Source organism: Lautropia dentalis (genome assembly GCF_003892345.1).
Classification (GTDB): domain Bacteria; phylum Pseudomonadota; class Gammaproteobacteria; order Burkholderiales; family Burkholderiaceae_E; genus Lautropia; species Lautropia dentalis.
Genome location: NZ_RRUE01000002.1, coordinates 1,584,697 through 1,607,998, shown reverse-complemented (window position 1 = coordinate 1,607,998; position 23,302 = coordinate 1,584,697). Strand labels below are relative to the sequence as shown.

The window sequence follows — 23,302 nt, the reverse complement described above, 5'->3', positions numbered from 1 at the left end:
AAAGTGTTTTAGCCCTGGAGGTTTGTTGACCACGACGCAGGTCGTGGGCAACAAAGCTTCAGTGAGCGTATGAGCCGCAGGGGCATACCGCTCCGGGGCGCGTGCCACAACGAAGTCGTCTTCCATGAAACCCGCACCGTCACAACGAAGCCGTCTTCCATGAAACCCGCACTGTCACAGCGGAGAGGCCTTCCATGGAACCCGCACCCTCGCAGCGAAGTCATCTTCCCAGCCGCAAAAAAGAAACGGCCGCCAGCCCCGAAAGGAACCAGCGACCGCCCATTCACCCGCAGAAGGAAGATCCCGCCAAAACAGGAGTCTTCCCCCGGCGTCAGACCACACTCAATGCGGGCTGCCGATCCGGATGATCTTCAGGTTGTTGGTACCACCCGACTTGCCAACCGGCTCGCCCACGGTGATCACCACCAGATCGCCCCGCTTCACCAGACCATTTTCCAGCATCAGCCGCTCCACATCCGCCAGCACCGCCGGCATGTCGTACGAACGGTACTGCATCGCAACCGGATGGCACTCGCGGAACAGCGTCATGCGGCGACGCGAACTCTCTTCCGGCGTCAGCGCATAGACCGGAATACCCGAATCGATACGCGTGATCCACAGCGCCGTCGAACCCGACTGCGTCAGCGACACGATGGCGCTGGCCCGCATGTGGTGCGCCGCAAACAGCGCCGCCATCGCGATCGACTGGTCGATACGCGTGAACGTCCGGTCCAGGAATGCCGTGTCGAAGCCCATGGCATGGTCGGCCTTGTCGGCCTCGGCGCAGGCCTCGGCCATCGCCTTCACCGTCTCGACCGGGTACTTGCCGGCAGCCGTCTCGGCCGACAGCATCACCGCGTCGGTACCATCCAGCACCGCATTGGCCACGTCGGAAATCTCCGCACGCGTCGGCACCGGCGACTCGATCATCGACTCCATCATCTGCGTGGCCGTGATGGCGATCTTGTTCAGGTTCTTGGCCATGCGGATCATGCGTTTCTGCAGGGCCGGAACCGCCGCATCACCCACTTCCACCGCCAGGTCACCCCGGGCCACCATGATGCCGTCCGACGACTTCAGGATCTCTTCCAGATTGCCGATGGCCTCGTAGCGCTCGATCTTGGCGATCATCAGCGCCTTGCCGCCGGCAGCGCGGTTCAGCTCGCGCGCCATGTACATGTCGGCCGCATTGCGCGGGAACGACACGGCCATGAAGTCGGCCTGGAAGCTGACGGCCGTCTTGATGTCGTCCATGTCCTTGGCCGTCAGCGCCGGCGCCGACAGGCCACCGCCCTGGCGGTTGATGCCCTTGCGGTCGGACAGCACACCACCCAGAATGGTCTCGCACTCGATGCGGCTGTCGGACACGCGCAGCACGCGCATGGTCATCCGGCCATCGTTGAGCAGCAGGGTGTCGCCCGGGTGCACGTCGTTGACCAGCTCCTTGTAGTCCAGCCCCACCACGCTCTGGTCGCCCAGCTCGGTGTGGATGTCGAAGGCAAACGGGTCACCCGGGTTCAGGTTGATCTTGCCGTCGGCAAACTTGCCGATACGGATTTTCGGGCCCTGCAGGTCGGCCAGCACGCCCACGTCGGTACCGATGCCCACCGCGACCTCGCGCACCAGACGAACCGTCTCGGTGTGCTGTTCGGCCGTACCATGGGAAAAGTTGACCCGGACGACGTTGACCCCTGCCTTGAACAGCCGGGCCAGCACCTCGGGCGAATTGGATGCCGGTCCAAGCGTGGCAACGATCTTGGTGGCACGGGGAATAGTGATCATGGCGCAGCTTCCTCCCTGAATAGTGACGGCGTCTCGCCCGGGGTACGACGGCCCGATGCCCTGTAAAAGTCTGGCACGTCTGCCCCTGTGGCAGTCAGCCAGAGCGTCCCTGGACGGCGTTGCGCCCCTCAATTCTGAACCAACTGGCATTATGCTGCAGAATTTCACATCATTGGCCTGTTGATTAATTGCAGCCCAGCCGCACCTGTGCACGGGCCCCTTTTCTGTGGGTTTACCCCAACAGGAATGACCATCGGGCGCATCCGGGCGCCATCAATCATTCACCATAATGATGACTCCCTTCGCCATCCTCGACGATCCCGAAGAGCTGCTCGAATACGCCCGCCCCATGGCCGGCCAGCCGGACCGGCAGGAAGCCATCCTGGCCATCGATGCCGTGCACTGCGCGGCCTGCACGCAGACGCTGGCCGCCGCCATCGATGACGCGCACGCCCGCATCGAGGTCAATGTGGTCTCGCGCCGCGCCCGGCTGGAGTGGGAGCCGGCCCACCATGCCGCCAGCGCGCTGCTGCAGCGGCTGGCCGACATCGGCTACGAGCCGCGCCCCCTGCCGCTGGACATGGTGGAGCGGGCCGATCCGCGCCCCCGCCGCCGGGCGCTGTGGCGAATGCTGGTGGGCGTGCTGTGCATGATGCAGGTGATGATGTTCTCCATCCCCCGCTACCTGGGGGGCGAGCAGATCCCGCCCGACCTGCAGCAGCTGCTGATCTGGGCCGAGGCCATGCTCACCATTCCGGCGCTGCTGTTTGCAGCCGGGCCGTTCTTCTCGGCCGCCTGGCGTGACACCCGGCAGAGACGCATCGGCATGGACACGCCGGTGGCACTGGGCATTGCCATCACGGTCATCACCAGCGTCGTGGCCTTTTATCAGGGGCACGAGGTCTATTTCGATTCGGTGACGATGATCATCGGCCTGCTGCTGGTGGCCCGCTGGCTCGAATCCCGTGCCCGCGAGAAGGCCGCCGCCGGCCTGGGCAACAGTCTGGCCCGGCTGCCCGAAGCAGCCGACCGCCTGCGCCCCGACGGCAGCATCGAGCGCGTCTCGCGCCGACGCCTGCAACCCGGCGACCACATCTCGGTGCCGGCCGGCACCACCTTTGCCGTGGATGGCCTGATTCTTGAAGGCCAGAGCGAGGTGGACGAGTCGCTGCTGACGGGGGAATCCGAACCACAGCCACGCGGGCCGGGCATGCCGGTGGTGTCGGGCAGCCTGAACCTGCGCGATCCGCTCATCGTCGAAGTGACGCACCGCGCCGCCGATTCGCGGCTGGCCGAACTGAACCGGCTGATCGAGCGGGCCTCCACCAGCCGCCCATCGGTGCTGCGCACGGCCGACCGCTATGCCGGCCCCTTCCTCGTGGCGGTGCTGCTGATCGCCCTGGCGGCCGGTATCGGCTGGTGGTTCATCGATCCGGCGCGGGCACCGTGGGTTGCCGCCGCCGTGCTGATCGTCACCTGCCCGTGCGCACTGGCCCTGGCGGCCCCGTCCGCTCTGCTGGCCACGCTGGGCGGACTGGCGCGACGCGGCATCATCATCGACCGCAGTGACACACTGGAAAGCCTGGCGCAAAGCCGCGTGATGCTGTTCGACAAGACCGGCACGCTCAGCACCAGCACCCCCACACTGACCGTGGCCGGCACCTCCCCCGGCCTGACGGCCGCCGACGCACTGCAGCTGGCCGCCCGCATCGAGCGCAGCTCACTGCATCCGGTGGCAAGAGCGTTTGCGGAGGCGGCCGGCAAGGTGCTGAAAACGGATGTGACATCCACAGTCACAACAGCGGAATCCACAGTCACGACAGCAGAAGATGGGGTCGCACCAGAAGGCACACAGCCCAAACCCGAGAACGCGGCAGCGCCACCAGAAATCACGCAGCCCAAAGCCGATGGCACTGTGTCCGAGGCTTCGGCAACGGCATCGCCCCCTCTACCGGCAGAACTAGCCTTCGGCGAGGCCCGCATTCTGGAAGTGACCAACATCCCCAGCGGTGGTCTGCAGGCCCGGTTCGACCTCGGGGGTATGCTCTGGGATGCAAGCATCATCCCTGAACATGCATTTATCAGCCTGCATCTTCAGCCAATACACACTGAAGAAACGGCAACCGCAACACAGGAGCACCGGACAGCCGACGCAGGCAATGCATCGCAGACCTCCCGAACGTACACGGCCATACCCCAACAATCGTCCCAACAATCACCCCAACAACCTTCCCGGCAACCCTCCCCTCCCCCCCCTCTGCAGCCCCCCCTGCACGCCCGCTTCCACCTGCAGGAAACCCTGCGTCCCGGTGCGGCCACCACGGTGCAGCAGCTGCGGGCCGACGGTGTACAGTGCCTGATCGTCTCGGGCGACCACCCGGAACGGGTGAGGCAGCTGGGCCGGCAGCTGGAGCTTGCCGATGAGGCCCTGCACGCCGGCGCACGGCCCGAGGACAAGCTGGCGCTGATGCAGCACCTGCAGCAGCAGGGGCAGCGCGTCACCATGGTGGGCGATGGCGTCAACGATGCGCCGGTACTGTCGCGGGCCGATGTGTCGGTGTCACTGGCCAGTGCAGCACCGCTGGCGCAGCATCACGCCGACATTCTGCTGCTGTCCGAACGGCTGGATGGCCTGCTGGCGGCCCGGCAGGCCGCCCGGCGGGCACTGGCCATCGTGCACCAGAACCTGATCTTCTCCTGCCTCTACAATGTGCTGGCCATTCCACTGGCGGTGGCCGGCCTGGTGCCCCCCTGGCTGGCGGGTCTGGGCATGGCCGGCAGTTCGCTGGTGGTGGTGCTCAACGCGCTGCGCGCCGCACGCTGAGCTGCCCACGCTCCCCGTCCATGCAGCTCCGTTTCCCCGCCCACGCAGCGCCATGCGCGCGGCCTGGGCTGCATTTCCCGATCCGCATTCCCTGCCCCCGCTCACAAGTCCCCCTGCCCCCGGCCCACATTCCCTAGCCCGAGCTTCCGGCCCGGCATGGCCGGAACACCATCGCCCCTGCCACACCGCTCCATCATGGACATTCTCTACACCCTCATCCCCCTGTCCGTCGTGCTGATCCTGGCCATCCTGGGCTTTCTGGCCTGGGCCGTGTACGGCGGCCAGTTCGAGGACCTGGACGCCGAGGCCGAGCGCATCCTGCTGGACGATGACCGCGCCGCACCTCCCCGTCCGCAGGAGGCATCACAACCACCAGCCGCGACACCTGTCAGCACTGCGGAAGCGCCAGTCGCCCCACCGCCACAGCGATCCTGAGCGACGCTGCAACCACGCCACAGCCCCCTTCCTGCCCCCGACTCTGCCCAAGCTGTCATCCAGCCACCCTGCCCGTCTGTTCCGGCCATTTCTGCGACCGGTCTCTGACGAGAACGCTTCTCATCCGCTGCCAAAAACCAGCCAACACAGCGTTTCTGTCGACAAAACTGCCGACCTGTAACGGTTCGCATCGCCCGTTCGGCGGCCTGACTGTTAACGATCCGACCGACGTTGACCTATATCAAGGCAACCTTTCACATCTGAAAGATCATCGGTGCATGGACCGTGGCAGAACTTCGGCCTGCGTGGGCGCATCGCCGTCGCACGCCGGCAGCGCCATGCTTCCCGGTCATCCGGTTTTCCCCGCCTGCCCCCTCATGGCAGGCCGCACGGAATAGCCGTCCATGCTCTGAGTTATCCGCGTTTTTCACAACGTGTTTTCGCCGGCACACACAACATGACTACATCCCCACCCGCCCCCGTCGAATGGAACGACAAGGTCGTCCGCCAGTTCACCATCATGACCATCGTCTGGGGCGTGGTGGGCATGGCGGTCGGCGTCTACATCGCCGCCGAGCTGGCCTTCCCCGCCCTGAACCTCGGTCTGCCCTGGACCAGCTTCGGGCGCCTGCGCCCGCTGCACACCAACGCGGTGATCTTCGCCTTCGGCGGCTGCGGCCTGATGGCCACGGCCTATCACACGGTGCAGCGCACCTCGCACGTGCCGCTGTTCGCGCCCAGGCTGGCGGCCTTCTCGTTCTGGGGCTGGCAGGCCGTCATCGTCGGTGCCGCCATCTCGCTGCCGCTGGGCTACACCCAGGCCAAGGAATATGCCGAGCTGGAATGGCCGCTCGACATCCTGATCGCTGCGGTCTGGGTGGCCTTTGCCATCTGCTTCTTCGGCACGCTGGTCAAGCGCCGGGTCAAGCACATCTACGTGGCCAACTGGTTCTACGGCGGCTTCATCCTGGCCGTGGCGCTGCTGCACATCGTCAACAACGCCTCCATCCCGGCCGGCCTCATGAAGTCCTACCCGGTCTACGGCGGCGTGCAGGACGCCATGGTGCAGTGGTGGTATGGCCACAACGCGGTGGGCTTCTTCCTCACCGCCGGCTTCCTGGGCATGATGTACTACTTCGTGCCCAAGCAGATCGGCCGCCCCATCTATTCGTATCGCCTGTCCATCGTCCACTTCTGGGCACTCATCTTCACCTACATGTGGGCAGGTCCGCACCACCTGCACTACACCGCCCTGCCCGACTGGACCCAGTCGCTGGGCATGGTCTTCTCGCTCATCCTGTTCGCACCGTCCTGGGGCGGCATGATCAACGGCATCATGACGCTGTCGGGCGCCTGGCACCGTCTGCGTGAAGATCCCATCCTGCGCTTCCTGATCGTGGCCCTGTCGTTCTACGGCATGTCCACCTTCGAAGGCCCGATGATGGCCATCAAGACCGTCAACGCGCTGTCGCACTACACCGACTGGACCATCGGCCACGTGCACTCCGGTGCGCTGGGCTGGGTGGGCCTGATCACCATGGGCAGCCTGTACTACCTGATTCCGCGCCTGTGGGGCCGCAACCAGATGTACAGCACCAGCCTGATCGAGCTGCACTTCTGGCTGGCCACCATCGGCATCGCCCTGTACGCCATCGCCCTGTGGGTGGCCGGCGTCACCCAGGGCCTGATGTGGCGCGCCCTGGAGCCGGACGGCACCCTGACCTACACCTTCGCCGAATCGGTGAAAGCCAGCTTCCCGTACTACGTCGTCCGCCTGATCGGTGGCGTGCTGTACCTGAGCGGCATGGTCATCATGGCCTACAACACCTGGCGTACCGTGCGCGGTGACACCACGGCGGCCCCGCTGCCGGCCGAGGCCGAAGCCGCACCGGCCGTCCAGCCCGTTCCGCAACTGAACACCGTCCAACAGGGTCACTGAACCGCCGCCAGCGCCCGCCCCGCCTCCGGTTTTCCCGCCACGGGCCGGTTCCGTCCGGCCGGTGCGGGGGGTGGTGCGCCCAAGGGTCCTTCAAGGAAGCTCCGATGAAACTCTCTCACGAAACCATTGAAACCAACCCCTGGCTGATGATCGTGCTGATCGTGCTGGTGGTGTCGGTCGGCGGTCTGGTGCAGATCGTGCCGCTGTTCTTCCAGCGTTCCACCACCGAGCCACTGCCGGGCATGACGCCGCCCAGCGCGCTGCAGGTGGCCGGCCGCGACATCTTCGTGCGCGAGGGCTGCTACAACTGCCACTCGCAGATGATCCGCCCGATGCGTGCCGAAACCCTGCGCTATGGCCCCTACTCGGTGGCCGGCGAGTCGGTCTGGGATCACCCGTTCCAGTGGGGCAGCAAGCGTACCGGCCCCGACCTGGCCCGCGTGGGTGGCCGCTACAGCGACGACTGGCACATCGCCCACCTGAACGACCCGCGCAGCGTGGTGCCCGAGTCCAACATGCCGGCCTATCCGTGGCTGGAAACCCAGATGGTCGATGCCTCCTCCATCAAACGGCACATGGAATCGCTGCGCGCCGTGGGCGTGCCGTTCACCGACGAGGCCATTGCCGGTGCCGAAGAGGAAGTGAAGGACAAGACCGAACAGCAGGCGCTGATCGCCTTCCTGCAGGGTCTGGGCCGCGTGCGTCCGCAGAACCAGTGAGCGGAGCCGTCACATGGACATCAACACGCTACGGGGAATCATCACCCTCCTGCTGATCCTGGTCTTCATCGGCATCGTCATCTATGCCTGGTCCAGAAAAAACAAGGCCCGCTTCGACGAAGCGGCAATGCTCCCGCTGAACGAACCCAACGAACCGAACGAGGCGAAACATGGCTGATTTTGTATCCGACTTCTGGTCATATTACGTCATCGCGCTGTCGGTCTTCGGCATCGTCTTCTGCCTGTTCGTCCTGATCAGCAACAGCCGCCGGCCCGAGCCGACGGCCGACAACACCACCGGCCACGTCTGGGACGGTGACATCCGCGAGGCCAACAATCCCCTGCCCCGCTGGTGGATGATCCTCTTCCTGGTCACCGTGGCCTTCAGCATCGGCTACCTGATCTACTACCCGGGGCTGGGCAAGTTCCCCGGCATCGGCGGCTGGACCTCGGTGCGCCAGTACCACGAGGAGCGTGCGCAGCTGGAAGCCAGCGTGGCCCCCATCTACGCCAGCTTTGCCGGCAAGTCACCCGACGAGCTGATGAACAACCCCGAGGCACTGGCCATCGGCCAGCGGCTGTTCCTGAACAACTGCGCCCAGTGCCACGGCGCCAACGCCCGCGGGGGCCTGCACTTCCCCAACCTGACCGACGGCGACTGGCTGCACGGCGGTGATTCCGAAGCCATCGTCGAGACCATCACCGAAGGCCGTCACGGGATGATGCCGCCGCAGGCTGCCAACTTCGACAGCCCGGCCGACATCGAGAACACGGCCCAGTACGTGCTGTCGCTGTCCGGCTCGGCCACCGACCCGATCAAGGCCCAGAAAGGCAAGAAAGGCTTCCAGGTCTGCGCGGCCTGCCACGGTCCGGACGGCAAGGGCAACCAGGACATCGGCGCCCCCAACCTGACCGACAAGGTCTGGCTGCACGGCGGTGGCCTGCGTGGCGTGATGTACGCCATCAACAACGGCTTCGACAGCCAGATGCCGGTGTTTGGCGAAACCTTCACGAAGGAACAGATCGACGTGCTGGCCGCGTACGTGATGTCCCTGTCGCACAACAAGAAGAACTGAGCCGTGGAAGAACGCGTCATCCAGGTCCACCGTCCCGCCAAGGACAAGCCCAAGGGGTCGGCCGGCAAGACCGCGGCCGCCCGGGCGGCTGCCGAACAGAAAACCGGCAGCCTGTTCTCCAGCTATGCCGCCCGCGTCAAGATCCAGCCCCGCTCCGTGCGTGGCCGCTATGACAACCTGCGGATCGCGGCCCTGGTCATCACCCAGCTGGTGTTCTTTGGGCTGCCCTGGCTGATGTGGAACGGTCGCCAGGCCGTTCTGTTCGATCTGGATGCGCGCAAGTTCCACCTGTTCGGCGCCGTGCTCTGGCCGCAGGACTTCGTCTACCTGGCGGGCCTGCTGGTGTTCTGCGCCCTCACCCTCTTCTTCGTCACGGCCGTGGCCGGCCGTGTCTGGTGCGGCTACTCCTGCCCGCAGACGGTCTACACCGAAATCTTCCTCTGGATCGAGGCCAAACTCGAAGGCGACGGCCCCAGGCGCCGCAAGCTCGACGATGCCCCCTGGTCCTGGCACAAGCTGCGCGTGCGCGGCACCAAGCACGTGCTGTGGGTGCTGTTCGCGCTGTTCACCGGCTTCACCCTCATCGGCTACTTCGCCCCCATCCGCGACCTGCCGATGCAGATCATCCACCTGGAACTGGGCCCGTGGCAGTGGTTCTGGTTCCTGTTCTACGCCTTTGCCCTGTGGGGCAACGCCGGCTTCCTGCGCGAGCAGGTCTGCACCCACATGTGTCCGTATGCCCGCTTCCAGGGCGCCATGTTCGACAAGGACACCATGATCGTCACCTATGACAAGGAACGTGGCGATCCGCGCGGCTCGCGCTCCAAGAAGGCCGACCCGGCCGCCCTGGGCCTGGGCAGCTGCATCGACTGCGGCCTGTGCGTCGAGGTCTGCCCCACCGGCATCGACATCCGCGACGGCCTGCAGTACCAGTGCATCAGCTGTGCCGCCTGCATCGACGTGTGCAACGGCGTGATGGACAAGATGGGCTATGCCCGTGGCCTGATCCGCTACGCCACCGAGAACGCCCTCACCAACCACCTCGACTCGAAGGCCACCGCCAAACGGATCCTGCGCCCGCGCGTGCTGATCTACGGCCTGATCCTGCTGGTGCTGGCCGGTGCCCTGGTGGGCTCGCTGGTCAGCCGCAACACCCTGCGCGTGGACATCATCCGCGACCGCGGCGCCCTGTCGGGCATTGCCGAAAACGGCGACATCGAGAACACCTACACGCTCAACCTGATGAACACCAGCGAACGGCCGCTGGTGCTGGATCTGGGCGTGACGGGCATGCCGGAGCTGCGCATCGACGGCCAGACCCGCATCGAAGTGCCCGCCACCTCCAACCGCATGGTGCCGCTGGCCATCCACCTGCCCCCCACCACCACCGAACGCCCGGGCTCGCACAACATCGAGATCACGGTCACCCCGGTGCCGCAGGAGGGCGAGGAAGACACCGGCGCCAAGCCACGACGCGAGGGAACCGTGTACATGGTGCCACGCTGATTGCACGCCGCCGGCGGATGCCTCCTTCCAGGCTCCGCCGGTTTGCCATGGGGCCTGCACAACAGCACGCTCTGCGTTCACGCGCTTTCACCCGTTGTCTCCGGCCACTCCCGGTCACCATTTTTTCAGTACCCTGCCCTTTTCACCCGCAACCTTCAGCCTGCGCCGCCAGCGGCCGAAAGTCCGCTTTCCTTCCACGTTCTTCCGTTCGTTGCGTTTCCTCCTGGCGCCCTTTCCGCTATCTGCTTTCCTGCCATGGCCACCCAGTCCACCCCATCCCTGCCTCCGCAGCAACCCGCACAGCCCGTCAAGGCGTTTTCGCAGCCACTGATGTGGCTGGTGGTCGGCATCCCGGCCGCCACCGTGGTGGCCGGTCTGTGCACCCTGTGGATTGCCATCGAGCACGCCGACCGCCCCATCGCCACCGACTACGTCAAGCAGGGCATGGCCGTCTCGACCGACTCCCGCCGCGAACAGCACGCCGTCGAGCTGGGCGTGGCCGGCACGCTCGACATGCAGATGACGGGCAACGACACCCTGCAGGTCCGGCTGGTCATGACGCCTCCCGCGCCTCCCGCGCCTGCCCGGCTGGCCGGAACCACGGCTGCCACACCTGCCCCTGGTGGGGCGGCACGCACGGGAACGCCCGCAGCTGCCACACCGGCGGACGCAACCAGCACAGCCGCTGGCAGCGCCCCCGCCAGTGCAGCAGCATCCACAAGCGCAACAGCATCCACGAACGCAACAGCGTCCACGAGTGGTGGCACACCGGCCAGCGCCCCCCTGCCCGTTCCCCAGAAACTGCGCCTGCTGCATCCATCCGACCCGGGCAACGACATCACACTCTTCCTGCTGCCCGACGGCGAGGGGCGCTGGCAGGCCCGCCAACCCGTGACCTGGGCGCCCGGCACCCGCTGGCACATCGCCCTGGAAGGCAGCGACTGGCGTCTGCCCCTGGCCGGCCTGCAAACGGTCGAGGCCCTGCAGCACTTCGGCTTCGACGCCCGGCTGGCCGCCCGCCAGGCCAACGAACCCAAACCCGGCGAGCAGTCGGCCTCCGACCCGGTACGCCGCAGGGCGGGGGCAGCCGCTTCCGGAAGTGCCACCGGCACGGCCGGGGCCAGCCAGCCCTCCCCCCGCTGAGGCCCTCATGAACAGCGCCTGGCCCCTGATCTCCGCCGGCCTGCTGATGGGCGCCGGCGGCAGCCTGCACTGCCTGACCATGTGTTCGGGCCTACAGCGCATGACGCTGCGGGGTATTCCCATCGTCACGGTGCGCACGACGGCTGCCAGTTCCACCCGCGCTGGTACCACGCCATCCTCAAACATGGCCCACGCAGCCACGACCACTGCTGCGGGAGCGGGTGCTGCTGGGGCAGGTGCGGGTGTGGGCGCTGGGGCTGGGGCCACGGGCACCGTATCACAGGCTTCCCCCGCCCCTGGTTTCCAGCTGCCCGATGGCCGCTGGTGGCGTTTTCAGGCGGGCCGCGTACTGGGCTATACCCTGCTGGGCGCTATGGCGGGCACGGTGGGCGCTCAGCTGCTGGCCGCCGCCAGCTGGCAGCCGCTGTTCGAATCCATCTGGGCTGGCATGAATGCCCTGCTCGTGCTGCTGGGCCTGTGCCTGCTGGTACTGGGGCGCGAACCGCGCTGGCTGGGCATGCTGGGCAGCCATCTGGCCTCGCGCGCACCGCTGGCCCCCAAGCACCGCACTGAATGGCTGCGGGGCATGCTGTGGGCCCTGCTGCCCTGCGGCCTGCTCTACACGGCACTGGGTACGGCCATTCTGGCGGCCACCCCGCTGGGGGCCGCAGCCGTGATGGCGGCCTTTGCCATCGGCACCAACCTGGGGCTGTTCCTGATGGAAGCCGGTGCCCGCAACGTGCTGGGCCGTGTGCCGGCGCAGGTGGCCTACCGGCTCAATGGCGCGCTGCTGATCCTGCTGGCCGCCGCGGGCCTGACGGCGGCGCTGCATGGCGCGGCCCATCCCTACTGCTGACATGGGCCGCCAGACAGAGCGAGTTCAAAGGCGACACAGCAGACGTGCCGAAGCAATGGACACCTTCAGGGCACAGACCATGTCCATCCTGCTGGCTGCCGACTATTGACTGCTCTGCGACTCCGACCACGGCTCGTGCATGCGCATCATGGCCATGCGGCGGGCGCCTTCGGGCGTCATGTCGAGCATCTGGCGGGTTTCGGGCACGCCCGAGAGCACGCGCAGGCGCTCGTGCGAGATGATCTGCATCTTGCGCTGCTCGACCGAAATCACCCCCTGCTCCTGCAGGCGCGACAGTGTGCGGCTGACCGTTTCGAGCTTCAGGCCCAGATAGTTGCCGATTTCTTCCCGCGTCATGCGCAGGATGAACTGCGACGACGAAAAGCCCCGCCGCATGAACCGGCGCGACAGCTCCAGCAGGAAGGCGCCGATGCGCTCCTCGGCCCGCATGGTGCCCAGCAGCATCATCAGCCCCTGGTCACGGACGATCTCGCGCGAGATGATGCGGTGCACCCGCTGCTGCAGCGGCGGAAACTGCCGGCCGATGGACTCCAGCTCGGAAAACGGCACCACACAGACATCGGCGTCTTCCAGCGCCACGGCGTCGGAGTGGAAGCTGCCACGGCTGATGGCATCGAACCCCAGCACATCACCCGGCATGGGAAAGCCGATGATCTGTTCACGCCCGTCGGGCGACAGCACCCGCGACTTGAAGAAGCCCGCGCGGATGGGGTAGATGGCCTCGAACGGATCGCCAGCCTTGTAGAGATAGGAGCCACGCCGCACGCGCCGCCGGGTCTTGACCATGCCCGAGAGTTTCTCGATTTCGGGGGCACTCAGCCCCTCCACCAGGCACAGGTCGTGCATGCTGCACGACACGCAGGATGACGAGGCAGCCGGCGTGGCAGCAGCCTGTGCCGAGGCAGGAAATTCAGCAGGATAGACGTTCTTCAAGAGGAGAACCTCAGAGTAGGGCCACAACGGCAGGCCATCAGCCAGGCACCAGACCAGACTGTAAAACCATGCCACACAGGAAACCCGCGCAGCACGGAACCAGGACAGCGGCCGGTATGGCCCTGGAACACGTGGGGAAAGAGATAACCAGAAAGACCTGCCGCCCGGGCGGCGCATGAATGCGCCACAGGCACCCACCACAACCCGGCGAATGCCGCACAGCCAGACCCCGAAGACCCTGCCCGCGCCCCGTATGCAGTACCCCACATGACACCACAGTTCATGCGGGGGCACCACCCCCTCGTACCGCGTCCGTCAATTATATGTGGGCGTTGATCAGGATCAAAACCAATACGACACGTTCCGTCATGCTTTACACATGGATACCATGCCGACACTTGAGCAGATTCGCGTCTTCGACCAGCCGGGACCGAGGTATACCTCCTACCCCACGGCCGACCACTTTGCCGAAGCGTTCGATGCCGAGAAGCAGGCCTGGTGGCTGGACAACCGCACGCTGCGCCAGCCGGGGCAGCCCGTCACGGTGTATGTCCACATCCCGTTCTGCGAATCGATCTGCCACTACTGCGCCTGCAACCGCATCGGCACGCGGGACCACGCCCGTGCCGAGGCCTATCTTCATACGCTCAAGCAGGAAATCGCCCTCTACGCCGCCCATCTTCACCAGGATGTGCGCATTTCGCAACTGCACCTGGGTGGCGGCACCCCCACCTTCTTCAGCGACGACCAGCTGGCCGAGCTGCTGCGCACGCTGGACGACACCATCGGCCTGCAGGAGCACGCCGAATGCTCGATCGAGGTGGACCCGCGCACCGTCGACAACACCCGGCTGACCAACATCCGGCAGATGGGGTTCGACCGCATCAGCCTGGGCGTGCAGGACCTGAACCCCGAGGTGCAGGTGGCCATCCATCGCATCCAGCCCGAGAAAATGGTTGTGGCGCTGATGGAACACGCCCACGCGCTGGACTTCAAATCCATCAACATCGATCTCGTCTACGGTCTGCCCAAGCAGACACTCGACAGCCTCGGCCGCACCCTGCACCGCATTGCCGAGCTGCGTCCGGGCCGCATGGCCATCTACGGCTACGCCCACCTGCCCGAACGCTTCAGGGCCCAGCGCCTCATCAAGCGCGAGGACCTGCCCGACCAGACCCAGCGCATGGCCATGGTGCAGCTGGCCATCCAGACACTCAACGGTGCCGGCTACCAGTACATCGGCATGGACCACTTCGCCCTGCCGGAAGATGATCTGAGCGTGGCGCTCAAGCGCGGCACCCTGCGCCGCAACTTCATGGGCTACACCGCCATGCCGGGCGACGACCTGCTCGGCCTGGGGGTGTCGGCCATCAGCGCCATCGGCCCCAGCTACTCGCAGAACCATCGCGAACTCAAGCCGTGGCGCCAGGCCATCGAGGCCGGCCAGCTGGCCACGGCCCGCGGCATCGAGCTGACCAGCGACGACACGCTGCAGCGCGCCGTCATCATGGAGCTGATGTGCCAGGGCCGGCTGGAGTTCCAGTCCATCGGCGACCGCTTCCTGATCGATCCGCAGACCTACTTCCGCCACGAGCTGGACGGCCTGCAGCGCTTCATCGACGCCGGCATGGTCACGCGTGACGATGCGAGCGTGCAGGTCACGCCGCTGGGCCGCTACTTCCTGCGCAGCATTGCCATGGTGTTCGACCGGCACGCCCAGCTGCGCCGGCGCCAGCGCGAGGAACAGGCCCGGCTGGAAGCGGCCGGGGCCACACCGACCGCGGTGGCAGCACGGGCGGCTGCCCATGGGGCTGCGGCACAGAACGGCACCAGAACCGGCATGGCGGCCAATGACGCCGGAAATGCCCCTGCCCCGACGGGTGCGCCAGAAGGCCCCTACACCCACTCGCTGCACAACGACGTGATGCTGGTGGCCAACGACCCCGCAGACCCCTCGGAGCCGCCCGAGCCCATGCCCCTGCCCCGGCGGGTGGTGCCGCTGCGGGATGAGCGGCCGGGGTTGCGGCTGGTGAAGTGACAGGTAATCAGGCCAAAAGGCCGTACTGCAGTCCTGTTGCTGTTCGTCATGGAACCACAGGGTTAAACTAGGGATCCCGCTTGCTCACCGCCAGCAGAACCCCCCTGTGTCACGAAGGAGGCCATCATGACAGCCAATATTCAGGAATTGACCGAAAGCTTCAGGTTCGATTCTGACGAAGCGGAGGCCCGCTTCTACGACGAAGTCGAGCGTGAAATCATCGAAACGCTCGCCAGTAATGAACCCCTGGTCGACGATGACGAGGTCGACAGAGGGGTACGCAGAATAATCACACGAGCATTGGCCTCCAGAGCTGCCAAGGACGAAGCATGACCCTTTTTGCGGTTCGCTGGCATGGCCGCGCACGCCGGCAATATGAAGCTCAACTTGATTACATCGCAAGGGAGTCACCCAAAAACGCAGAGAACATGCGCCGACGGGTCCGCGCCGCACTGAACCTCATCAAAAGTAATCCCAGGCTCAGCCCGGTCAGCCTGCGCGTCACGGGTTCCCGACAGCTGCGCGTCGGCAAGCTGTTATTGTTCTACCGTGTTCACGAGGAGCACATCGAAATCGTGAGTGTGAGACACGGCGCACAGCAGTTCTGAATCATAACAAAGAGACCGCCCTCACGAGGTCGTTACATCAGCCAGGAACCTCAATCTTCCGCATTGAGGTCTGCCATCAGTTCGTCAACGGAGTCGAACCGTTTCAGCCCTCCACGGTCGATTTCGGCAAACGCGGCCAGCGTCTCTGCATTGGGCTGAAACAGCTCTGGCGGTATGCGGCTGTCCATCATGAGAGAACCCCCTTCTGTTGAATACATTCATTAAAAGATAACGATTTGCGATTTCCGTCTTGATTTTACTCAAATAAAATCATTAAGATTTTAGCTATCGTGCCTATAGAAAAAATCAATTCACTGGGCTAGAATCTGCCCTGCTTCGGGACAGGTGACAGCAACGGCCCCGTTCGTAAAAAACAAGTCGTCAAAAAAAGAGCAGCCTGCGGAACACCGTCAGATGCAGGGCGCCTCTCTGCCCAGGGCACGGTTTTGCTGGCCGCTTCACAGGGAGCACAGATGAAAACACCCGAACTGGTGTGCCCGGCGGGCAACCTGGCCATGCTGAAAACGGCCGTGGACAATGGCGCAGACACGGTCTACATGGGGCTGAAGGACGCCACCAATGCGCGCAATTTTCCGGGGCTGAATTTCGACATGAAATCCGCCGCAGAGGGCGTGGCCTATGCGCATGCGCGGGGACGGCAGGTGCTGATGGCCATCAACACCTTTGCGCAGGCGGGTCAGGTGGATCGCTGGAAAACGGCAGTGGACACGGCGGTGACGCTGGGGGCGGATGCGATCATCGTGGCGGACCCGGCGCTGATGGCCTATGCGTGCGAAAAGCACCCCGGGCTGCGGCTGCACATGTCGGTGCAGGGCTCGGCTACCAATTACGAGGCCATCAACCTGATGCAGGAGCTTTTCGGCATACGCCGTGCCGTGCTGCCGCGGGTGCTGACCACCAGCCAGGTGAAGCACGTGATCCAGAACACCGATGTGGAAATCGAGGTGTTCGGCTTTGGCAGCCTGTGCGTGATGGTGGAGGGCCGCTGCATCCTGTCGAGCTATGCCACGGGTGAATCGCCGAACATGCAGGGGGTTTGTTCACCGGCGAAGGCGGTGCGCTGGGAGCAGCTTCCCGATCGCATGGATGTGCGGCTCAATCACATCCTGATCGACCGCTACAGGCCGAAGGAACCGGCGGGCTACCCTACCCTGTGCAAGGGTCGTTTCGAAGTGAACGACGAAATCTATTATGCGCTGGAGGAGCCCACCAGCCTGAATGTGCTGGAGGTGCTGCCCGAGCTGCTGGAAATCGGTGTGTCGGCCATCAAGGTGGAGGGCCGGCAGCGCAGCCAGATGTACACGGCGCAGGTGACCCGTACGCTGCGGCAGGCGCTGGATGCAGCGGCCGCCCATCCGCAGGCGTATCAGGTGAACCCCGTCTGGGCCGGTGCACTGGGCAAGGTGTCGGAAGGCCATCAGTCGACACTGGGCGCCTATAACCGTCCGTGGAAATAGAATCGTCAAAGCAGCAGCCTGCGTCAGGCGGGATTTTCCCCTGATTGAAGCAGGTCTTGAAGCAAGTCGTACACGAGGCCGGCTGGATTCTGCCAGCGTGCGCGTTCAGCCGGAACGGAGAAGAATATGAAACTGTCCCTGGGACCCATCCTGTTTTTCTGGCAGAAGGAAACGCTGCTGGATTTCTACACCGGCATGCTCGATGCGCCGCTGGACGTGATCTATCTGGGCGAGACCGTCTGTTCGCGTCGCCAGAAAATGCGCTTTGCCGACTGGTTCGGTCTCGCAGAAGACCTGGCCGAAAGCGGCAAGGAAATCGTGCTGTCGTCACAGGTGCTGCTGGAGAGCGAATCCGATCTGCGGCGCCTGCGCAAGATTGCCGAACAGGGCAAATTCCGCGTCGAGGCCAATGACATGGGGGCCGTCAAGCTGGCGCGTGAACACGGCATTCCCTTCGTGGCGGGGGCCACGCTGAACATCTACAACGAGGCCACACTTGCCCTCTTCCAGCAACTGGGCGCGTACCGCTGGGTGGCGCCGGCCGAGCTGGGCCACGAGAAAATCGCCGCCATCACGGCCCGTTCGGCGGACATCGAAACCGAAGCCTTTTCATGGGGCAAGATTCCACTGGCCTATTCGTCGCGCTGCTTCACGGCCCGTCATTACAACCTGAACAAGGACCATTGCGAGTTCCGCTGTCTCGATCACGAGCACGGCATCACGATGAATACCCGCGAGCAAAAGCCGTTTCTGACCATCAATGGTATCCAGACCATGTCGTACGGCAGCCAGTGCCTGCTGCCGCATCATCACGAGATGCAGCAGATCGGCATCGACATCATGCGTCTGTCACCGCAGCTGAGCCATATGCCCCGCATCATCGCGCTGCACCGCCAGGTACTGGACGGGCAGGTCACGCTGGCCGACGCGCTGGCCGAACTGGAAACGCTGTCCATCGGTACGCCCGTCGATGGCTACTGGTATGGGCACGCCGGCATCGAAAGCGTGAGGATGCCTGATGGATCTGCCCACATCGCCTCCCAGGTGCCGGCCCATGGCCCCTCCCCTGTACCCGCCCACACGCCCGCCCACGGTCCTGCACAAAGGGCCGTTCACACCACGCACTGAGGAATGCCGCCATGGCGCTGCCTGAAATCATCCTGCCCGCCTGGCTGGGCAACATCATCGGCCATCTGCCGGCCACGCCGCCCCGCTTCGTGCTGGTAACGGCATTGAACTCGATGCTCAAGCGTGGCCTGTTGCCCGCCGAAATGGATTATTTCAACGGCCGGAAATTCGAGATCGATGTGCTGGATGCCGGCCTGAAAATCCGTTTCACGGCAGATGCAGAGCGATTCATCGGCGAAGGCTTCGACGGGCCACCGGACCTGCGTCTGGCTGCCAACGGTATCGATTTCATGCGGATGATCGCCCGCGAGGAAGACCCGGACACGCTGTTCTTCAACCGCAAGCTGCAGATCGAGGGTGATACCGAACTGGGGCTCATCACGAAGAATCTGCTGGACAGTGTGGACTGGTCGGCGCTTCGGCCGTTTTCTTCTGCACAAGGCTGAACAGGGTTCTGCTGGGTCATAACAGCCCCTGATCCACCCACCAGATCACGGGAACCGCCCGACGGCTGCAGCACCGGCGCCACCGGGCGTATGATTCCCTCGCCCTGCCCTCTCGCACACTCGCAGCGACCGGGTAGCGTCCCAAACCTGCCCGCTCGGGATGCCCTGAGCATCACAATTGCCACAGGACCATCGGGCTGATATACCCTGCCCCTGCTTCTGGCACGAGAACACGCCAAGCCCCCATGCGGCACCGGGTCATGCAGGCAAGCGGCAAGAGCCTGCTTTTATCATCACAGCATTGGCGTGAGAAACAACGGGTTTCCCCGGGTTACGATCTGCAAACCGAAATCAGACAATGGCCTGCCCGTTTCACAGGAGCACGTCTGCAAGACCAACCACAGGAAAAAAGATGAAGAAAAAACTGATGACCCTGACCATCCTGTCCGCCCTGACCGCATTGAGGTAGCCTGACTTCCGTAGACACCCACATGAGGGAGAATGGCCATGGAGGGTCAACGGATGAAACAGAATCAGAGTTACACGGCCGAGTTCAGGACGGAGGCCGTCAGGATGGTCCTTGAACAGGGACTTTCGCAAGCCGAGGTCGCCGCCAGGCTGGGGGTTCCGAAGGGGTCACTGGCCAACTGGGTGGTCAAGGCCAAGGGGCCGAGCAAGCCATTCTCGGGTGTGGCCGAGGCCAGCCGCGAGGAGCTTCAGGCCGAGGTGGTGCGACTGCGCCGGGAGCTGGCCCGTGCCGAGATGGAGCGAGAGATCGTAAAAAAGGCCGCCGCGTACTTTGCGAAGGAGTCCCTGCAAGGTACGCGTTCCTGAAGGACAGGGTTCACGGCAAGGGGTACCCGTTGACCGTGGCCTGTCGGGCACTGGAGGTCTCTCGCAGCGGCTATCTGGCCTGGCTCAAGCGCCAGCCCAGCCAACGGGCCAGAGACGACGAGCGCCTGCGTGTTCACATCAGGGCGGCTCACGAGGCGGGGCGCCAGACCTATGGGGTGCTGCGCGTACATGCGCTGTTGCGGCACCAGGGACAGAAGGTCGGACGGGATCGTGTCGGACGTCTACGGCGCGAGATGGGCCTGCGCTGCCGGCAGAAACGCTGCTTTCGCACGACCACGGACTCGGCACACACCTTGCCTGTAGCGCCCAATCTGCTGGCCCAGGACTTCAGTGCCGACGCACCGGGCAAGGTCTGGCTGACAGACATCACCTATGTGCGTACGGATGAAGGCTGGCTGTATCTGGCTGGCGTGAAGGACGTGTTCACTCAGGAGATCGTCGGCTACGCCATGTCGAAGCGCATGACACACGAGCTGACACTGGAGGCTCTGAACCGGGCTGTCCGGTATGCCCGCCCCGAGCCCGGACTACTGCATCATTCCGATCGGGGAAGCCAGTACTGCGCAAGTCGCTACCGTGAAAGACTTGATGCCCTGGGCATGCAGGTGTCGATGTCACGGCGGGGAAACTGCTACGACAACGCACCGATGGAGAGTTTCTGGGGATCACTCAAGAACGAGTTGCTGTACCAGCGGCGTTTCGCCACGCGTGCGCAGGCACGAGCGGCGATCACCGAGCGGATCGAGGTGTTCTACAACCGTCAGCGACTGCACAGTGCACTTGGCCACCAGTCGCCAGTGGCCTTCAGGCAAGGTCTTCTTTGAACGGACTTCACATTAAAGCAACTGTCTACGGTTGACAGTACACCTCAGTTTCCCCAGTACCGGATATTCAAGATCGTGCTCATGGAACAGCCCCCCAAACAGATGTATAAACATAGTATATACATCCTACTAGGTCGGAGACAAGGGCTCGATGTCATCGAGCAGTCGGATGGCTGAAACCTGCGGATACCGGATTTCTCGGACGGCACGCCCTTGAAAGACAACGGCCGCCCCCAACACACAGGCAGCGGCCATTCGTTCAACTCAGGGCCGAATCATGTTCGCTCATGACCCGGCCTGGGAAGGGTCAGAGCGGAATCTTGCAGACCGTTTTCTCATCTGCCGTGAGCACGTCACCATAGGTGTACGTGATCTCGAACTCATCCGGCGGGGTCGACCCATCGTCCTTGGCATTCACGTTCATCCCGAAGCCGTGCACCTTCTTGGCTGCATCATCAGCGCTGTAGCCAGAGATATGGACGCTGAACAAGTACGGCGCACCTTCCACGTCAAGCTTGAGGAAGACGGACCGGAAAAGCTGCGTCATCTTGTAGACATGCACCTTGTCGCCCACGGTGAAGGTCACTTCCCCATCCTTCGCCAGCTTCACCGTACAGTCCGTGGTACCGTCCGACAGATCCTTGCCCACGTAGACACCGGCAGCACATGCAGCGCCAGTTGCAGGATCAAATGAGCGGAAGGGCGTCTGGCACCCCCGATACATCTGCTCATACATGGCCCGGTTGACCAGGGATGGCGTCTGGACATTATTGGCGGGAGCCGTCACAGCTGGCGCGGTCGCAACGGGCGAGTTCGTGGCGGGCGTCGTTGCATCCGGCGTGGTGGCCGGTGCCGATGGAGCAGTCGTGGCGGGCGTGCTTGCAGCCGGCGTGCTGTTGGTCGCGGTCGTCGTGCCACCAGCCGTGCTCGTCGTGGTCGAGCCAGCGCCATTCGTCGCAACCGTTGCGGCCGGCGTGCTGTCGCCGCCGCCACCACCGCCACAGGCGCCAAGAACGGCCGAGATGGCCAGAGCCAGGGCAAGCTTGCTGCCGGATACGAGTTGAGTGTTCATGGTCATTCCAGAAAACAGAAACAAGCGGGAATGTCGATCAGACTCGAAAATGGCCACTGCCTGAAGAGCGGACAGTGGCCATCCATTCAGTTCACCACCGAATCATGCATTTCCATGACTCGGACCGATCTCTCAGAGCGGAACGCGGCAGGTCGATTGAGAATCCGGAGACAACGTGTTACCGAACTTGTACTTGATGTCGAGATGATCCGGTTTCTTATCAGCCTCAGCCCGAGGATCCAGACGCAGCTCGAAGCCGTGAACTTTCCCGTTGGCATCCTCCGCACTATCAGCGCTGATGCCCATGCCCCAGATATGCGGATACTCTGCTGCCAGGGGAGAGCTCTTCGAGTAGAAGAAGTTCTGTGCCAGTTTGAAGGCGTGCACCTCATCGCCCATGGTGTACGTCACTTCGCCATCCCGCGTCAGCCGGACCGTGCAGACCGTCTTGCCGTCCTTCAGATTCTTGCCGACGTAGGTACCGGTGGCGCACGCATAGAAGCCCTCTTCACTCGTGTACGACACAACCGGGCACTGCGAGCGAAGCTGCTCATACATCGCCTGGTTGGACGAAGGCGTCGTCTGGGCGTTGTTGATTGCGGGCGGCGTGGTCGCAGCCGGCGTGGTGGTCGTGGCAGCAGGCGTCGTTGCTGCCGGCGTCGTCGGCGTGCTGCTACCACCGCCACCGCCGCCACAAGCGGTAAGAACAGCCGAGACGGCCACGGCCAGGCTCAGAGACAGTTTGCTGCCGAATGCGTGTTGCTTGCCCATGATGGCTCCCCAGAAAAAGGGTGGAAGTTGCAATGGCGAGCAAACTAACATACCTCGTTTTTCCGACATATGGCATTTTTCCGCACGCAAGATCGGCGGACGAAACCAGCCGACAAGTGCATGAACGCTTCAGAAGCGACCAGTGAAGCCCTCCCCCTCCCCTCATGCACAAATCGGCATAGGGGGCAGCCCTCTGGGCTGCACCCCTGCCACACCACCCGGCATGCGGGTCCGCACCGGGCGGTTCGAGAGAACATTCAGGATGATGCCAGACGGGGCAGGCCAAGACTGTCGAACCATGACAGGGTCAGCACGCTGTTGAGCAGCATCGCACTGTTGTGCCACCAGCGCCGGCTGTTTGCCGCCACTTTCCGGGAGAGCTGACGCTCTCCCGGAGGTAGTGGGGGGGCTGGAAGGCCCCCCGGATCAGGCAATCGTACAATTTGCCTGGCAGGCAATGTCTCTGACCACTCGACATCGGTCACGATGACCGGACTGCGCGGTCACGATGCCGGAATCGTCGGTCACGATCATCGGAATACGCATCCTCTCGTTCGGTCCTTCGCCTGACCTGTGTCCCATCATGGGGCTGGTCCTGCTACTACGACCTCTGCTGACTTCTCGCTCCGGCTCGACACCGTCGCCCTTTCGAGCATAAGGCGAGATCTCCCCAGGTAAGAACGCACACCTTCTCTGCACGACCGCCGGATTTACGTCACCTCGCCTTGGCCACAAGAGCTTCGCGGTTACATGCCCGTTCGCCCTGCTCGGCAACGCCTTGTATCCGGTTCTTGTACATCGGCCCGCAGATTACGCTCCACGCTTCCTTCCCACACTCGGTCGCCCTT

20 protein-coding genes and 1 pseudogene are annotated in these 23,302 nt (G+C 64.1%); 16 read left to right on the top strand and 5 right to left on the bottom strand.

Features of this window, described 5'->3' with window-relative positions; translation table 11 throughout:
• Positions 1–342: 342 nt before the first annotated feature.
• Positions 343–1,773 (bottom strand): pyruvate kinase, encoded by a 1,431-nt coding sequence (pyk, locus tag EHV23_RS14555; protein ID WP_203229045.1) that lies wholly within the window; start codon positions 1,771–1,773, stop codon positions 343–345.
• Positions 1,774–2,071: 298 nt separating this feature from the next.
• Here pyk and EHV23_RS14550 point away from each other — a divergent pair, with 298 nt between their 5' ends.
• The 9 genes and pseudogenes from EHV23_RS14550 (at position 2,072) to EHV23_RS14510 (ending at position 12,280) form a co-directional block, all read left to right on the top strand.
• Positions 2,072–4,606 carry a heavy metal translocating P-type ATPase gene (locus EHV23_RS14550; RefSeq protein WP_125096693.1) on the top strand — a complete coding sequence of 845 codons (2,535 nt, stop codon included), beginning with the start codon at positions 2,072–2,074 and terminating at the stop codon, positions 4,604–4,606.
• 195 nt (positions 4,607–4,801) lie between these two features.
• Positions 4,802–4,936 (top strand): annotated as a pseudogene (ccoS, locus tag EHV23_RS16275) (cbb3-type cytochrome oxidase assembly protein CcoS); the annotation flags it as partial.
• Positions 4,937–5,498: 562 nt separating this feature from the next.
• On the top strand, positions 5,499–6,980 hold the full coding sequence (ccoN, locus tag EHV23_RS14540; RefSeq protein ID WP_125096692.1) for a cytochrome-c oxidase, cbb3-type subunit I: 1,482 nt from the start codon (positions 5,499–5,501) through the stop codon (positions 6,978–6,980).
• A 104-nt stretch (positions 6,981–7,084) separates the two neighbouring features.
• On the top strand, positions 7,085–7,699 hold the full coding sequence (gene ccoO / locus EHV23_RS14535; RefSeq protein WP_125096691.1) for a cytochrome-c oxidase, cbb3-type subunit II: 615 nt from the start codon (positions 7,085–7,087) through the stop codon (positions 7,697–7,699).
• A 13-nt stretch (positions 7,700–7,712) separates the two neighbouring features.
• Positions 7,713–7,877 carry a cbb3-type cytochrome oxidase subunit 3 gene (locus EHV23_RS14530; protein ID WP_125096690.1) on the top strand — a complete coding sequence of 55 codons (165 nt, stop codon included), beginning with the start codon at positions 7,713–7,715 and terminating at the stop codon, positions 7,875–7,877.
• A complete protein-coding gene (gene ccoP, locus EHV23_RS14525) occupies positions 7,870–8,775 on the top strand; it encodes a cytochrome-c oxidase, cbb3-type subunit III (protein ID WP_125096689.1) in 906 nt (301 codons plus the stop codon). The genes EHV23_RS14530 and ccoP overlap by 8 nt, the downstream gene beginning before the upstream one ends.
• A gap of 3 nt (positions 8,776–8,778) precedes the next feature.
• A complete protein-coding gene (gene ccoG / locus EHV23_RS14520; protein WP_238990476.1) occupies positions 8,779–10,281 on the top strand; it encodes a cytochrome c oxidase accessory protein CcoG in 1,503 nt (500 codons plus the stop codon).
• A 255-nt stretch (positions 10,282–10,536) separates the two neighbouring features.
• Positions 10,537–11,424, top strand: a complete 888-nt coding sequence (locus tag EHV23_RS14515) for a FixH family protein (RefSeq protein ID WP_125096688.1) — start codon at positions 10,537–10,539, stop codon at positions 11,422–11,424.
• Between the two features lie 7 nt (positions 11,425–11,431).
• Positions 11,432–12,280, top strand: a complete 849-nt coding sequence (locus EHV23_RS14510) for a sulfite exporter TauE/SafE family protein (protein ID WP_125096687.1) — start codon at positions 11,432–11,434, stop codon at positions 12,278–12,280.
• A gap of 102 nt (positions 12,281–12,382) precedes the next feature.
• Here EHV23_RS14510 and fnr read toward each other — a convergent pair whose 3' ends face one another.
• Positions 12,383–13,234 carry a fumarate/nitrate reduction transcriptional regulator Fnr gene (gene fnr, locus EHV23_RS14505; protein WP_125096686.1) on the bottom strand — a complete coding sequence of 284 codons (852 nt, stop codon included), beginning with the start codon at positions 13,232–13,234 and terminating at the stop codon, positions 12,383–12,385.
• A 388-nt stretch (positions 13,235–13,622) separates the two neighbouring features.
• Here fnr and hemN point away from each other — a divergent pair, with 388 nt between their 5' ends.
• The 3 genes from hemN (at position 13,623) to EHV23_RS14490 (ending at position 15,880) form a co-directional block, all read left to right on the top strand.
• On the top strand, positions 13,623–15,272 hold the full coding sequence (gene hemN, locus EHV23_RS14500; protein ID WP_338034517.1) for an oxygen-independent coproporphyrinogen III oxidase: 1,650 nt from the start codon (positions 13,623–13,625) through the stop codon (positions 15,270–15,272).
• 126 nt (positions 15,273–15,398) lie between these two features.
• Entirely contained in the window at positions 15,399–15,605 is a 207-nt protein-coding gene (locus EHV23_RS14495) for a hypothetical protein (RefSeq protein WP_125096685.1), read from the top strand.
• Complete coding sequence (locus EHV23_RS14490) at positions 15,602–15,880, top strand: type II toxin-antitoxin system RelE/ParE family toxin (protein WP_125096684.1); 279 nt, start codon at positions 15,602–15,604, stop codon at positions 15,878–15,880. Before EHV23_RS14495 ends, EHV23_RS14490 begins: the two co-directional genes overlap by 4 nt.
• A 50-nt stretch (positions 15,881–15,930) precedes the next feature.
• Here the strand turns inward: EHV23_RS14490 and EHV23_RS14485 are convergent, their stop codons facing one another.
• Entirely contained in the window at positions 15,931–16,071 is a 141-nt protein-coding gene (locus EHV23_RS14485; protein ID WP_203229019.1) for a hypothetical protein, read from the bottom strand.
• 282 nt (positions 16,072–16,353) lie between these two features.
• Here EHV23_RS14485 and ubiU point away from each other — a divergent pair, with 282 nt between their 5' ends.
• From ubiU to EHV23_RS14465, 4 genes are all read left to right on the top strand, one after another.
• Positions 16,354–17,358 carry a ubiquinone anaerobic biosynthesis protein UbiU gene (gene ubiU, locus EHV23_RS14480; RefSeq protein ID WP_125096683.1) on the top strand — a complete coding sequence of 335 codons (1,005 nt, stop codon included), beginning with the start codon at positions 16,354–16,356 and terminating at the stop codon, positions 17,356–17,358.
• A 126-nt stretch (positions 17,359–17,484) separates the two neighbouring features.
• Positions 17,485–18,486 (top strand): U32 family peptidase, encoded by a 1,002-nt coding sequence (locus tag EHV23_RS14475; protein WP_125096682.1) that lies wholly within the window; start codon positions 17,485–17,487, stop codon positions 18,484–18,486.
• A gap of 11 nt (positions 18,487–18,497) precedes the next feature.
• Positions 18,498–18,932 (top strand): ubiquinone anaerobic biosynthesis accessory factor UbiT, encoded by a 435-nt coding sequence (ubiT, locus tag EHV23_RS14470; protein WP_125096681.1) that lies wholly within the window; start codon positions 18,498–18,500, stop codon positions 18,930–18,932.
• Between the two features lie 522 nt (positions 18,933–19,454).
• Positions 19,455–20,611 (top strand): IS3 family transposase gene (locus EHV23_RS14465; RefSeq protein WP_125096680.1). Its coding sequence is split into 2 segments (ribosomal slippage): positions 19,455–19,710 and positions 19,710–20,611, totalling 1,158 coding nucleotides; the frame shifts between segments, so codons are not numbered across the junction.
• A 307-nt stretch (positions 20,612–20,918) separates the two neighbouring features.
• Here the strand turns inward: EHV23_RS14465 and EHV23_RS14460 are convergent.
• Entirely contained in the window at positions 20,919–21,707 is a 789-nt protein-coding gene (locus tag EHV23_RS14460; RefSeq protein ID WP_125096679.1) for a hypothetical protein, read from the bottom strand.
• A 108-nt stretch (positions 21,708–21,815) separates the two neighbouring features.
• Positions 21,816–22,454, bottom strand: a complete 639-nt coding sequence (locus EHV23_RS14455; protein WP_125096678.1) for a hypothetical protein — start codon at positions 22,452–22,454, stop codon at positions 21,816–21,818.
• Positions 22,455–23,302 lie beyond the last annotated feature (848 nt).